Here is a 13,664-nt window from a genome sequence, read left to right as displayed (position 1 = left end):
GCGCGCTCGGCGCGGCCGCCCGCCGCGCCGGCGCCCTTCACGCCGGCTCGTCGCGCTCGACGTCGATGTGCACGAGCACCTCGGCGTCCGGCTCGGCGGCGCGGATCGCGTCGCGCGCGCGGTCGCCCGTCGCGTGCGCGCGGGCGAGGCGCATGTCGCCCGGGAGCTCGATGTGCACGTCGACGAACAGCGTGCGCCCGGCGAGCCGCGTGCGCAGCCCGTGGTGGCCGAGGATCTCGCCGCGCGCGCGCATCGCGTCGAGCGCGGCCTCGATGGCGGCGACGCGCTCGTCGGGGGCGCTCGTGTCGATGAGGTCGCGCACGCCGAGCCGGAGGAGGGACCCCGCGGACGTGAGGACGTAGGCGGCGACCGCGATCGACAGGAGGCCGTCGACGCGGGAGAAGCCGGTCGCGTACGTGACGGCGACGCCGAGGAGGACGGCGACGTTCGCCGCGATGTCGGTGCGGTAGTGGACGGCGTCGGCCTCGATGGCGCTCGAGCCGGTGCGGGCGGCGACGCGGCCGAGGTAGGCGACGAGCGCCGCGGTGATCAGCGCGGCGGCGGCCATGGTGCCGAGCGTGACGGCGGCGAGGCGGAGCGGCTGGGGCGAGAGCAGCCGCCGGATCCCTTCGACGAGCAGGTAGACCCCGGAGCCGCCGATGAGCAGGCCCTGACCGGCGGTCGCGAGCGTCTCGATCTTCGCGTGACCGAAGGGGTGGGAGCGGTCGGGCGCGGCGTGGGCGAGCTGGATGGCGAGGGCGTTCGCCGAGGAGGCGAAGAGGTCCGTGAGCGAGTCGACGGCGCTCGCGGTGACGGCCATCGACTGGCCGAGCTGGCCGGCGACGAGCTTGCCGAGGGCGAGGCCGCCGGCGGTCAGCGCCGCGATGCGCCCGGCGCGCAGCGCGGCGCGGGCGCGGGCGGCGGGGTCGGGGAGGGCGCCGGGGCCGTCGCGGCCGGCGGGGCCGGCAGCGGCGGCCGGCGCGGGCGCGACGCCGCGGCCGGGGAGGGCGGCGGGGTCGGGGAGGGCGGCGGGGTCGGCGGCGCGTGCGGCAGGAGGCGGTCCGCTCATCGCGGGGAGGCTACCCCGCGGCGCCGGCGCGCGTCATGCCCGGCGGGGGGCGGGGCGCGCCTCACCGGCCCGCGGCGGGCGCGCGGCATGCCCGCGGGGGGCGCGGCGCGCCTCATCGACCCGCGGCGGGCGCATCGTCGGACAGCAGGAGGCCCATGACCAGGTCGTCCACGAACGCCCCGCCGTCGCCGCGGACGAGGTCGCGCCGCGTCCCCTCGTGCACGAACCCGATCGACCGGTAGAGCGCGATCGCCCGCGCGTTGTCCGCCCGCACGTAGAGCTCCACGCGCCGCACGCGCCCCCCGTCCGGGTCGCGGTGCGTGGCCGCCAGCCCGAGCAGCCGCTCCATCAGCGCCCGGCCCACGCCGAGCCCCTGCGCCTCCGGGTGCACGCCGAGCCCGAGGATCCCCACGTGGCGCAGCATCCGGAACCTGAACCGCCGGAGGAGCGTCGCCTCGCCGACGAGGCGGCCCCCCGGGAGCTCGGCGGCCAGGCACATCGCCGAGCCGTCCATCGCCGTGAGGCCCGCGCGCTCCCGCTGCTCGGCGTAGGAGTCCGCGTCCGCCGGCAGCTCGTCCTCGTGCTTCACGATCCCGTGCCGGGCGCGCACGATCGCCCGCTCGAGCTCGAGCAGGGCGGCGGCGTCGTCGCGCGAGCTCTGTCGGACGACGCAGTGACGGCCGCCCCGGAGCGGGGCGCGGTACGGCTCGACCCTCATGGCGGCTGCGAGCCTAGCCGCAGCGGCGGGCCCCGCTCGAGCGGGAAGTTCCCCGTTCGCGCTGGAGCGGTCCCCGCGCGCGGGTGGCCCAGGCGGACGCGCGGGCGCCCGGCGCGCTCACCCGAGCCATGCGGCGGCGCGGCGCCTGGCTACGCGACGGCGCGGTTCAGGTTGGCGGGCGTGCCGGCCGAAGGCGGGCGCAGCTCGACCTTCACCCAGCCGGCCTCCCGCCGATCGAACGCCTTGTACGCGTCGATCGCGGACGTGAGGGGCGCCTGCTTCGTGATGATCGTGGTGGGATCCACCTGGCCGGTCTGCACGAGGTCCACGAGCTTCGGGATGTACTTCCTGTGGTTGCAGTTGCCCATTTGCAGGGTGAGGTTCTTGTTCATGGCCTCGCCGATGGGGAACGTGCGCGAGGTCTGCGGGTAGACCCCGATGACCGAGATGGTCCCTGCCTTGGCCACGCAGCGGACGGCCCACTGCAGCACCTGCGACGGCCCGTCGCCGGCGCGGAAGGTGTCGCCCTTGGTCCGCGCGTCGGGGGAGATCTGCTTGACCTCCAGGTCGAACGCCTTGGCGTCCTGCTTTGCCTGCTTGTGGGCGGGGCCGTCGTGGGGGCGCTCGGCGTCGACGCCCACGGCGTCGATCGCCCGGTCCACGCCGATGCCGCCGGTGAGGCGCATGATCGCGACGAGCGGATCCTCGGCGGAGAAGTCGACGGTCTCGGCGCCCTGGTCGCGGGCCATCTCGAGGCGGTCGGCCACCTGATCGACGGCGATGATGCGGCCTGCGCCCATGAGCTTGGCGCTGGCGATCGTGAACAGGCCGACGGGGCCGCACCCGAACACCGCCACGGTGTCGCCGGGCCGGATCTCGGCGAGCTCGGCGCCGAAGTACGCGGTGGGGAAGATGTCCGAGAGGAGGATGGCCTGGTCGTCGCTGACGCCGTTCGGGAGCTTGACGAGCCCGACGTTGGCGAAGGGGATGCGGGCGAATTCGGCCTGGAGGCCGTCGAAGGGGCCGGACATCTTGGGGCCGCCGAAGAAGGCGGTGCCCGCGTGCTTGCCGTTCGGGTTCGCGTTGTCGCATTGCGCGTAGTACGCGGCGCGGCAGTACGAGCAATAGCCGCACGCGATGGTCGACGGCACGACGACGCGGTCGCCCTTCTTCAAGTTCCTGACGTCCTTGCCGAGCTCCTCGACGACGCCGACCGCCTCGTGGCCGAGCACGGTGCCCGGGACCATCCCGGGCATGGTGCCGCGGACGAAATGGAGGTCGGTGCCGCAGATGGCGCTGGCCGTGATGCGGATGATGGCGTCGGTCGCCTCCTTGATCTTGGGCTCCTTGATGTCGTCCATCCGGATGTCGCCGACGCCGTGAAACACTACCGCCTTCATGAGGTCTCGCTTTCTCCCTTCAGGGGTGGACCAGCGCGCCGGGCTGCCACGGAGGGCGCAGACCGGCGTGCTGCTGAGATGGCTGAGGGTTCCGATGGGGGCTGGCTGTGCCGATCCCGTGCCAGGGCGAGGGGGAGAGGGGAGGGGCGAGGCCGGGAGGATGCGGGAGCGACCGAGGAAACGGGCGGGGCGCGGTGGTGGGCTCGGGCGGAACGGAGGTGGTGCGTCGGGGGGCGCGCTGCCGAGGTTGGTGCGGCGGAGTGCTCCTGTGGGGGAGGCCGTGGCGATTTGTCTCGGAGGGCGACGATGTCGCGGGGAAAAGTGCAGCGGAGCTAACCCGCCGTGACCACCGTCAGCGTCGGCTGAGGCCCGGCCCGCCGCGCGTCAGAGGCGCTGGCCTGTGCGGCGGACGCGCGCGCCGAGCTCCTCGAGCCGCGCGACGACGCGCGCTGGGTCGAGCACGCTCTCCGGGTTGTACAGGCCCGGGCCGACCGGGGGACCGCCCGCGAGCCCCAGCAAGCGCTCCGTCGCGATCGCGGCGCCGTACGCGCTCAGGCGCGCGAGGCCGTCCGTATCGACGATGTCGTAGCGCAGCCGCGCGCCCGCGCCGTCGCGGCGCCGCCCCGACACCTCGACGATGAGCTCCGTCACGTGACCCGCCCCGCCCGTCGCGGCGTCGCGCGTCGCGATGTCGACGCGGATCTCTCGCGCGTCGGTCGCCGCCGCGAGGCTCACCACGTCGGGGAGCGGCATGGCCCGGCCAACGCGCTCCACGCCCTCGCCGTCCACGAAGCGCCGTGTCGCCGCGTCGCCGAGCAACCAGGTCCATTTCCCGCCCTGGAGCGCGAGCGGAGCCTGCCCGGTCTGCGCCTCTTGCTCGAAAGCGGCCTGCAATGCGGGGCCGCCGCGATCGTCCGCGTCGACCACGCAGCCGATGGCGATCGCGTCGACGCGCTGGAGCTCCTGCGCGAGGTGCAGCGCCGCCAGCGTCGCCGCGCCGCCGAAGGCGTGGCCCAGCATGAGGATGGGGGCGCGCGTCGGTCGCGCGATGTAATGGGCGACCACGGGGCCGATCTCCCCGACGGCGTCCGAGAAGGCGACGTGGGGCACGCCGTCCGCCTGCGCGCGCTTCACCGCGTTCGACGCCTCGTCTTTGACGAGCGCGACGACGGCGCTGAACGACGCGCCTCGCTCGAGGCCGAGGTCGTCGCGGCCGACGTCGGCGGCTGTCGCCGTCGTCGGGCCGCCGACCTCCGCGGCGACCTCGGACGCCCTGCGCGCGTCGCGTCCGGCGATCGCGATCGGGAGGTCCGGATGCAGGCGCCGGAGCGCCTTTGCTGCGCGCGCGCCGACCTGGCCGGAGCCGCCGATCAAGAGAACGGGTGACATCGTTCGTGTGGCCATCTGAATGGACTCCTCCCGCCGAGCGCGCGGGCGCCCGGAGCGTGCCTGGGGATAACCTACCATTGGTAAGTTTCGTTTCGTAATATGCGCCCGCTCGTGGCAGCGTCAAGGCGAATGGCGAAGTCCCGGGGGGCTGGCCTTGTGTTGCCTGGTATTCGCGCCGGTGGATGCGGGCTCGTCGGCTGATGCGGACTCGTCACTTGGAACGGGCTCGTCGGTTGGCGCTGACTCGCCGGGTTCGTGCGCGCGCCGTGGCCGACCCGTCAGGGTAAACGCTCGATCGCGCCCGTGGTCAACGGCGCCGCCGGCTTCGTTCTGCTGTGCCGGCCGGCCCTTGACTTCGAGCGCGCTCGAAGTCTTATGCCTCCGGGACACACAAAGGGAGAAGGCACCATGCGATACAACCTCCTCGGGAAGACGGGCCTCTACGTGTCCGAGCTCTGCCTCGGCGCCATGACGTTCGGCGGAAAGGGCTTCTGGCAGGTCATCGGCGCGCTCGGCACCAGCGAGGCCGAGGCCATCGTGGGCACGTCGCTCGACCGCGGCGTCAACTTCATCGACACGGCGGACGTCTACTCCGAAGGCGAGTCGGAGCGGATCGTCGGCGCGACGCTCAAGGCGCTCGGCCGCCCGCGCGAGCAGGTCGTCGTGGCCACCAAGGTGCGCGGGCGCGTGGGCCCGGGCGTGAACCAGGTGGGCCTCTCGCGGGCGCACATCCTCGCGAGCATCGACGGGAGCCTCCAGCGGCTCGGGCTCGATCACGTCGACCTCTACCAGATCCACGGCTTCGACCCGGTGACGCCCATCGAGGAGACGGTGCGCGCCCTCGACGACGTGGTGCGCTCGGGCAAGGCCCGTTACGTCGGCTTCAGCAACCTGCCCGCGTGGCTGGCCATGAAGGCGATCGGCTTCGCGCAGGCGAACGGCCTCGCGCGGTTCGAGAGCGCGCAGGTCTACTACTCGCTCGCGGGGCGCGACATCGAGCGCGAGATCGTGCCTTTGGCGCAGTCGGAGGGCATCGCGATCCTCCCCTGGAGCCCGCTCGCGGGCGGCATGCTGTCGGGCAAGTTCGATCCGGAGAAGCCGGGCGGCCCCGACGGCGCGCGGCGCTCGAGCTTCGACTTCCCGCCTGTCGACCGCGCCCGCCTGCCGCGCGTGCTCGGCGCGCTGCGGGAGGTCGCGGGCGCCACGGGCCTCTCGGTCGCGCGCGTCGCGCTCGCGTGGCACTTGACTCGCCCCTTCGTCACCAGCGTCATCATCGGCGCGAAGACGCGGGAGCAGCTCGACGACAACCTCGCTGCCGCGGACGTCACGCTCTCGCCCGAGCACGTCAAGCAGCTCGACGAGGCGAGCGCGCTCCCGCCTGAATACCCTGGCTGGATGGTGGAGTGGCAGAACCGCGACGCGCGGGGCGTCGTCGGCGGGCAGCCGGTCATGGACCGCGCCCGCCAGCACCTGACGAAGAAGTAACGGCCCACGGGCGCCGGTCCGCGAGCGCGGGCACGACATCGCGGAGCTGGAACGAGGACGCCGGGCACCCGTGCGGCAGCGAGCGACCGGCGAGCCAGCGGGAGATGCGTGCTCATCGGCATGCACCGGACGTTGCGGTGCTCCGTGCCATGCTGTACCACCGCGCGCCCAGCCTCGGGCCGCCCCTCCTTCCATGCCCTCTCAGCGCCTCACCCGCATCGCGCCTCCGCTCTTCGTGGTCATCTGGTCGACGGGGTTCATCGTGGCGCGGCTGGTGGCGCCTCACGCGGAGCCGCTCACCTTTCTTCTGGTGCGCTACACGCTCGCCGGGCTCGTGCTGGCCTTCGTCGCGGTCGTGGCGCGGGTGCGATGGCCGAGGGCGGCACGGTCATGGCGGGACGGTCTGGTGGCGGGCGCCCTGCTGCACGGATTCTACCTCGGCGCGGTGTTCTGGTCGGTGAAGCACGGGCTGCCGGCGGGCATCTCGGCGCTCGTCGCGGGGCTGCAGCCGCTGGTCACGGCGGCGCTCGCCGGGCCGCTGCTGGGAGAGCGGGTCTCGCGGGGCCGCTGGCTCGGCATCGGGCTCGGCTTCCTGGGGGCGTGCCTCGTCGTGTTCCCGAAGCTCGGGGCCGGCGTGCCGCCGCTCTCGCTCGCGGTCGCGGTCCTGGGGATGCTCTCGATGACGCTCGGCACCCTCTGGCAGAAGCGCACGGGCGGCGGGGTCGACCTGCGGGTCAATGCCGTCATCCAGTACATCGGGGCCGCGCTCGTCACCTTGCCGATGGTGCTGCTGACCGAGGAGCGCCGGATGGAGCTCACGCTCCCGCTCTGCGCGGGGCTGCTGTGGGCGGTGTTCGGGCTCTCGATCGGGGCGGTCGGGCTCCTGCTCACGCTGATTCGGCGGGGCGCGGTGGTGGGCGTGGCGACGCTCCTCTACCTCGTGCCGCCGGTCGCGGCCCTCATGGCGTTCGGCCTGTTCGGTGAGACCCTGAGCCTGGTGCAGGTCGCCGGAATGGCCGTCGCGGCGCTCGGCGTTTACGCGGTCGTACGTCCGACCTGAGACACGACGTCTCCTCGGCGGCGAGCGCCGGGCAAGGCGTCGAGAACGTCAAAGGATGCGTTCACTCAGCCTGCACGTAGAGCGAGAACGGGAAATTGCCCTCCCCGCCGGCGAAGGTCGCGTCAGGCACGTCGATCACGAATTCATGCATGCCGGCGCTCGCGGCCCCCCACGGGACGATCCGGGTGTCGATCACGTCGCCAGGGCACCAATTGCTGAACGACTGCCACTCTTCGTCCGACCGCGGGGACGGCCCGTAGATGCCGTTGCTCTGGGTGTTGTACTTGCGAAACGGCTCGCACGACATGCGCCCGGGCTTGTATTGCAGGGCCAGCTCGCCGTCGACGTACACGTAATGCTCGCGGCGAATATACTCCTCGCCGCCCTGGTTGGCGCCATGGTTCGACGTGATCAGCACGAGCTGCGCATTCTGTGTGTCTGCCGGCAATTCGAAGCTGACCGTCTTGCGGGTCGTGCCGACCTTGTCGCTGGCGCCCACGGCGTAATTGTTGAATTCTTCGCCGATGGCCAGCGGTAGCACGACGCCGAAGTCCTGAGCCTCCTTCGTGCTGTCGGTATAGAGCAGCAGCGATCCGAGCTGCGTGTCATTGCGACCAGCGCAGCCGGCGACCTCGTCGTTCGCGGCGTAAGGCACGCCGAAGATGCTCAATTCGAGCCAGAAATCGTGTTCGGCCAGGAGGTCGGGGTCTTTCAGGATCGGTACGAGGTTGCTGGCCTCCCATTCGTAGGGGACCGTCGTCGGCTGCTTGTTCATGTCCATGAACGGCGTGACGAACCGCGCGACCTCGATCCGGTCGACCTCGCCGGCGACGTACGTCTGGGCCCCCTTGGGGACCAGCGCCAGGTTGACCGAGCCGAGTCGATCGTAGTTGTCGCACCGCGCTCCCACGACCACGCGGACCTTCAGGGTGGTCTGGACCTTGGCGAGCAGCTCGTCGGTCAACCTGGTCGCGACCAGCGAGTTGTCGTGGCGGATCACGCCGTCCGGGAGCGGTTCGTCGACCGTCGCGGCGTAGCCGTCGTAGAACGCGACGTTCTCCAGCACCGGGACCTCCTCGGGTTCCGGGGGCGGCACGTCGCCGCTGCCGCCGCTGCCGTCACTGCCGTCACTGCCGCCGCCACCGCCAGCGCCAGCGCTGGTCCCGGTCGCTGCCGTCGTGCTCCCGGTGCTGTCAGAGGTCCCGGCGCCTCCGCCAGTGCCCACGTCGGAGCGCTGTTCATTCGTGCACGCGGCGAGCAGGGCCAACGGACAGAGGTATGGGATCGCGCGACGCAGGTTCATTCGTCACAAGTATCAAATCGCCGACTCGATGTCGCGCTGGAGCGGCGGACCCACCACGCCCAGGGGGTGTCCTGTTTGGAGCGCTCGACGGTCTCCGGACCCGAGTAGTTTCGCGAGGTTGTGCATGGCGAAGCAGGATGGAGGCGGGCCGATGGGGGCACCACCCGCAGCGACGCAAAAGCGTGTAATTGTTTATTCCTGCTGCGCCTTTGCGCCTTTGCGCCTTTGCGTTGGACTCTCTTTCCGGATCCCTGGCCGGACTCCTGGTGGGTGGAACCAGCCCGGAGTGTACGAACCTAACCCGGCTCGCCCGCGCGCACCCGGACGACCTTCCCATCGAACGCGACGGCCAGCGCATGGACCGGCACAGCCCCGCTCGCGCGCAGCTCGGCGGCGTAGCCTCGCGTCCGGATCTGCGCCAGCGCGTCGTCGAGCGCCCGATCGAGGCTCGCGCGCGGCGCGCGGGCGACCTTGAGCTCGAGCACGACGCCGGGCCGGCCGGGCTGCGCCGGCCGGATCATCACGTCGGGGCGCCCCTTCCCGGGCTCGCGGTTCGAGCGCACGTGATGGCCCGGCTCGAGCGCCGCCAGCAGGCCGGCGACGAAGCCGTGGTAGACCGCTTCCGGGTCGACCCTCGTCGCGTCATGGTACGAGAGCACGTCGGTGACGAAGGCCTGGAGCTCTGTCTCGAACCCCGGCGCGTCGCCCGAGAGGAGCGCGGCGAGGAGCCGCTGCATGCTGGCGCCCTGCCGCATCAGCCGCGCCTCCGCCCAGCGCCGGAACGTGCCTGTGTAGAGCAGCCGCACCTCGCGGTTCGGGATCTTCAGCGCGTGCGCGGGCTGCTCCCCCGGCCCGCGCGAGCGCTTCTCGGCGCGAAGGTATCCCGAGAAGACCAGCAGCCCGAACAGCGCGTCTTCGTTCTGCGCGAGGTCGCCGACGGCCACGTTCTCCTCGAGCACGCGCTCGATCTCGCCGCCCTCCATCAGCACCTCCAGCGCGGGCTGCAGCGTGACGGCGTGCTCCTCGATCACCCTCTGGATGAGGTCGTTGGAGCTCGTGCCGAGCCAGAACGGGAGCGGATCCGCGTCTCTCCCCTCCAGGAAGCTGAGGATCGACCAGGGGTTGTAGATGACCGCGCCGCCGAAATCGTACCCGTTGTACCAGGCGCGGATCACCTCCAGCAGGCTGCGCCGGCCAGCCTTGTCCAGCAGTGCCTCCACCTCGGGCTCGGTGAACCCGAAGCAGGTGCTGAAGTCCGAGCGGAGCAGCGAATAGACCACCACGTTGTTGAGCCCAGAGAAGATGCTCTCGCGCGCCACGCGGAGGATGCCGGTGAGGACGGCCCGGTGGAGGTGCGGATTGCCCTTCAGCCCCTCGGTGAGGAACGTGCGCACGAAGTCGAGGATGCGCGGCGCGTAGCCATGGAGATAGCCGGCGTGGATGGGCTCGTCGTACTCATCGATGAGCATCACGACGCGCTCGCCGTGGAGGCGGTGGAGATGGCTGGACAGGTCCAGAAGCGCGCGGCCGTACACGGCCTCGGACGCCGTGCCGTCCAGCACTTCCCGGTAGCGGCGCTGCTCCACGTCCCCGAGCTGGCCGCTGTCGAGCACGTAGCGGTGCTGGTCGTAGAGCGCGACGATCTTCTCCCGGAGGGCCGCGAAGCAGCGCTCGAACGTCTCCTGCTTCGCTCCTTTCAGCGTCAAGTAGATGACAGGATACCGCTGGAAGTGCGCGCGATAGCGCTCTCCGGCCTGCCAGATCGAGAGGTCGTCGAAGAGGCTCGAAAGGTCCTCCTGCCGCTTCTCGAAGAACCAGCGCAGCATCGACAGGTTCAGCGTCTTGCCGAACCGCCGGGGGCGGGGGAGGAGCGCGACCTGGACGCCCTCCTTGTCGATCAGCTCGCGGATGAGGTGGGTCTTGTCGACGTACTCCAGCCCGGACTCGCGGAGCTGGCGAAAGTCGTCGATGCCTAGCGCGACGCGGAGGGACATGGGTCCCACCCGTATGCGGCCCTGGCAGCACTAGATCAAGCCAGCGCCACGGCCCCCGACCCCCTCGCCGCCGCGCCGCGCCCGCCCTGCTGCGCTTACGCCTACGGCCCGGCCGCCGCCATCGCCTCCGCCGGCGTGCGCTGCGGCGCCTCGCCCGCGCCGGCCGCCACGCCGTCGATCCGCAGGTCCGCCCCGTCGACCCGCGCGATCGCCTGCCCGAACCACCGCCCGATCCGGGAGCGGAGCCCCCGGGCGAGCTCGGGCCGCGCGCCGGCCCGGGCCAGCACCTCGAGCAACGACGTCTCCGGCGAGGCGGCGACGTCGACGATCTTGCCCTGGGGCGTCTCGCCCGACACCGCCTTCGCGATCGCCGCGAGGAGCGCCTCGACCGGGATCGCGTCCTTGAAGGCCTCCGCCACCTCCGGCGGGATCAGCACGCGCCGGTCCCCGAGCGCCCGCGCCGCGCCCGGCGGCAGCAGGCGGAAGAGCGGCGCAGGCCTCAGCACGATGTACGGGGCGCCGTCCCGCCGGATCCGGCGAATCCCCTCGTCGCCGTCCGGCCGCGACGTCACGACGAGCAGCGATGTCACCCCGGGGGCGCGCGTCGCCGAGAGCGCGGCCGCGAGGAGCCCGGCGGAAGGCGAGGGCGAGGGCGGCGTCGCGCCGCGCCACGGGACCGGCTCGATGACCGCGATCGCGGTCGCGCGCGCGTCGAGCGCGGCCTGGAACAGGTTGCCGCGCTCCGCGGTGGCGTGGGCCGCGTCCACCCGGCTGTGCGCGATGCCTCGCTGCGACAGCCCATCACAGACCTGCTCCGTGAGGGCAGGATCCTCTCCGGTGATCAAGAGCATGACAGGGCTCCTCCTCGGCTGGCGTCGACCGATCGCTAGCCACAGGAGCTCTCACCGTCAATGGCTGCTCCCCTGTCCGACACGGACGATGCTGCGGTATCGGGGGCGGATCCCCTGTCCGACACGGACGATGCTGCGGTATCGGCGCGGCTCCGATCACCGCCCCTGGCGCCGCGGATCGGCCGCCCGCCCCCGCGCCGGCGCCGCGGCGTACAGCGCCAGCGCACGCCGCACCGGGCCGCGGTCGGCGCCGCCCGCCCGCACGGGATCGGCCTCGCCGACGAGCACGGACAGGGCGCGCGCCTGCGTCCGCGCCGCGGCCTCCCGGGCGGGATCGCCCGCCTGCGCGGCCAGGGCCGAGAGCCGCCGCGCCACGCCGAGCGCCGCCGGCAGCGCCCCCGCGGCCACGTACGCGGCCGCGAGCTCCTGGAGCAGGCCGGCGTCGTCGCCCCGGAGCGCCACCGCCGCCTCGAGGTCGGCGATCGCCTCGTCGCGCCGCCCCTCGCGCGCCCGGAGCGCCGCCCGGGCGCGGTAGCCCTCGACGAAGCCGCGCACGTGGTCCAGCGCCACCGTGTAGGTGCGCTCCGCCTCGCGCGGATCGCCCGCCCGCTCGTACAGCGCGCCCAGCCCGAGGTACGCCGGACCGTAGGTGGCGTCGAAGCGGACCGCCTCCAGGTACCGCGACAGCGCCACGTCGGCCTCGCCGGCCGCCGCGCGGGCCGCGGCTTGCCGCGTCAGCTCGGCGGCTTGCGCCGTGGCCCAGCCAACCCCGTCCGCCCGGGCCGGCGCGGCCCCGTGCAGCAGCGCCGCGGCGACGGCGAATGCGAGGGCGCGCGCTCCCCGTCCTGCGCCCGCCGCACCTCCGCATCGCACCGCGCGCACCGGTCGGTAGCGTACCGGCGCCCGGCCGATCGGGCAATCGCCGCGCCCCGCCCGGCGCGCGGCCCCGCCCTGTCCGGCGCGCGCCACGCCTCCACCGGCGCGCCGCCCCGCTGCGTGCCGCCGTACGCGGCACGCGGGTCACGCCGGTCACGCCGCAGCGCAGCGCGCCTCGGCGGCCGCGCTCCTCGCGCGGAAGGCAGCCGCCCGGCGCGAGTTCGCGTAGGATGCGCGGCCATGGGTGAGGACCTGCGCTTCCCGGACGCCTTCCTGTTCGGCACTGCCGCCTCTGCCACTCAGGTCGAGGGGCACTGCGCGCAGAGCGACTGGGCCGCGTTCGCGCGCGAGCCGGGCCGCGTCCGCGGCGGCGATACGCCGGACGACGCGTGCGACCAGCTGCACCGCTTCCGCGAGGACGTCGCGCTCCAGGCGCGGCTCTGCATGGGCGCCCACCGGCTCTCCATCGAGTGGGCCCGCGTCGAGCGCGAGCCGGGCGAGTTCGATCCGGCCACGTGGGACCACTACCGCGACGTGCTCGGCGCGCACCTCGAGGCCGGGATCACCCCGATGGTCACCATCCACCACTTCACCCTGCCGCGCTGGGTCGCGCAGCGCGGCGGCCTGCTCGCGCAGGATCTGCCGGCGCTCCTCTCGCGCTTCGCCGAGCGCGCCGTCGAGGCGCTCGGCGACCTCTGCCAGCTCTGGGTCACCATCAACGAGCCCAACATGCTCGCCCTGCAGGCCCACCTGCTCGGCGTCTGGCCCCCCGCGCGCAGCTCGCCCGTCGAGGCGGTGCGCGCCCACCAGAACCTCTTCCGCGCCCACACCGCCATGTACCGCGCCATGCACGAGGCCGCCGGCCGCCGCGGCCACCCCATCTCGGTCGGCGTCGCGCACCACCTGCGCGTCATCGAGCCGGAGCGGTTCGGGCGCCTCGCGGACCGCATGTGGGCGGCGCTCTTCGAGCGGCTGTTCAACGACGCGTTCGCGCGCGCCGTCTGCGACAGCGGCCTGCACGACTTCTTCGGCGTGAACTACTACAGCCGCGACCTGGTCCGCTTCTCCCCGGCGCACGCGCGCGCGGGCTTCTTCCGGCGCCTCGTCCCCGAGGGGGCCGAGGTCAGCGACCTCGGCTGGGAGATCTACCCGGAGGGGCTCGGCTACGTGCTCGACGCGTGGTGGCCCCGCGCGCGGGTTCCCATCTACATCACCGAGAACGGCATCGCCGACGCCGACGACGACCAGCGCCCGAGCTTCCTCGTGCGGCACCTCGCCGAGGTCGCACGGGCGATCGAGCGCGGCGTCGACGTGCGCGGGTACATGCACTGGTCGCTGCTCGACAGCTTCGAGTGGGCCGAGGGCTACGCCCCGCGCTTCGGGCTTGTCGAGGTCGACCGCGCGACCCAGGAGCGCAGCCCCCGGCCGAGCGCCGAGCTCTACGCGCGGATCGCGCGCGCGCGCCGCATCGACGCCGCCGGCGCGTCGCTCGCGGGCGGCGCCGCGCCCGCGTGACCCC

11 protein-coding genes are annotated in these 13,664 nt (G+C 73.1%); 3 read left to right on the top strand and 8 right to left on the bottom strand.

Annotation, left to right across the window (positions count from 1 at the left end; genetic code table 11):
• Positions 1–37: 37 nt before the first annotated feature.
• The 4 genes from WMF33_RS25265 to WMF33_RS25250 all read right to left on the bottom strand — a co-directional run bounded on the left by WMF33_RS25265 (position 38) and on the right by WMF33_RS25250 (position 4,576).
• Positions 38–1,069 (bottom strand): cation diffusion facilitator family transporter, encoded by a 1,032-nt coding sequence (locus WMF33_RS25265; RefSeq protein WP_437322241.1) that lies wholly within the window; start codon positions 1,067–1,069, stop codon positions 38–40.
• A 112-nt stretch (positions 1,070–1,181) separates the two neighbouring features.
• A complete protein-coding gene (locus tag WMF33_RS25260) occupies positions 1,182–1,787 on the bottom strand; it encodes a GNAT family N-acetyltransferase (protein ID WP_437322240.1) in 606 nt (201 codons plus the stop codon).
• A gap of 149 nt (positions 1,788–1,936) precedes the next feature.
• Positions 1,937–3,187 carry a zinc-dependent alcohol dehydrogenase gene (locus WMF33_RS25255; RefSeq protein WP_437322239.1) on the bottom strand — a complete coding sequence of 417 codons (1,251 nt, stop codon included), beginning with the start codon at positions 3,185–3,187 and terminating at the stop codon, positions 1,937–1,939.
• 384 nt (positions 3,188–3,571) lie between these two features.
• Entirely contained in the window at positions 3,572–4,576 is a 1,005-nt protein-coding gene (locus WMF33_RS25250; RefSeq protein WP_437322238.1) for a hypothetical protein, read from the bottom strand.
• Between the two features lie 408 nt (positions 4,577–4,984).
• Between WMF33_RS25250 and WMF33_RS25245 the strand changes: the two genes are divergently transcribed.
• Positions 4,985–6,061 (top strand): aldo/keto reductase, encoded by a 1,077-nt coding sequence (locus WMF33_RS25245; RefSeq protein ID WP_437322237.1) that lies wholly within the window; start codon positions 4,985–4,987, stop codon positions 6,059–6,061.
• Between the two features lie 193 nt (positions 6,062–6,254).
• Positions 6,255–7,121, top strand: coding sequence for a DMT family transporter (locus WMF33_RS25240; RefSeq protein WP_437322236.1), 867 nt, complete (start codon positions 6,255–6,257; stop codon positions 7,119–7,121).
• 61 nt (positions 7,122–7,182) lie between these two features.
• On the opposite strand, the gene WMF33_RS25235 is transcribed toward WMF33_RS25240, so the two are convergent.
• From WMF33_RS25235 to WMF33_RS25220, 4 genes are all read right to left on the bottom strand, one after another.
• Positions 7,183–8,424: a peptide-N-glycosidase F-related protein gene (locus WMF33_RS25235; RefSeq protein WP_437322235.1), complete on the bottom strand. Its 1,242-nt coding sequence runs from the start codon at positions 8,422–8,424 to the stop codon at positions 7,183–7,185.
• A gap of 296 nt (positions 8,425–8,720) precedes the next feature.
• The gene (locus WMF33_RS25230) at positions 8,721–10,418 is read right to left on the bottom strand and encodes an AAA family ATPase (RefSeq protein ID WP_437322234.1); all 1,698 of its coding nucleotides are present in this window, start codon (positions 10,416–10,418) and stop codon (positions 8,721–8,723) included.
• Between the two features lie 101 nt (positions 10,419–10,519).
• The gene (locus tag WMF33_RS25225; RefSeq protein ID WP_437322233.1) at positions 10,520–11,269 is read right to left on the bottom strand and encodes a hypothetical protein; all 750 of its coding nucleotides are present in this window, start codon (positions 11,267–11,269) and stop codon (positions 10,520–10,522) included.
• A 156-nt stretch (positions 11,270–11,425) separates the two neighbouring features.
• A complete protein-coding gene (locus tag WMF33_RS25220; RefSeq protein WP_437322232.1) occupies positions 11,426–12,151 on the bottom strand; it encodes a tetratricopeptide repeat protein in 726 nt (241 codons plus the stop codon).
• Between the two features lie 234 nt (positions 12,152–12,385).
• Between WMF33_RS25220 and WMF33_RS25215 the strand changes: the two genes are divergently transcribed.
• On the top strand, positions 12,386–13,660 hold the full coding sequence (locus tag WMF33_RS25215; protein WP_437322231.1) for a glycoside hydrolase family 1 protein: 1,275 nt from the start codon (positions 12,386–12,388) through the stop codon (positions 13,658–13,660).
• Positions 13,661–13,664: the final 4 nt, after the last annotated feature.

Origin of the sequence: Sorangium sp. So ce394, from assembly GCF_051474665.1 — a bacterium.
GTDB classification, from domain to species: Bacteria; Myxococcota_A; Polyangia; order Polyangiales; family Polyangiaceae; genus Sorangium; species Sorangium cellulosum_D.
The sequence above is the reverse complement of the archived record's forward strand: the minus strand, read 5'-3'. Positions and strand labels throughout refer to the sequence as shown.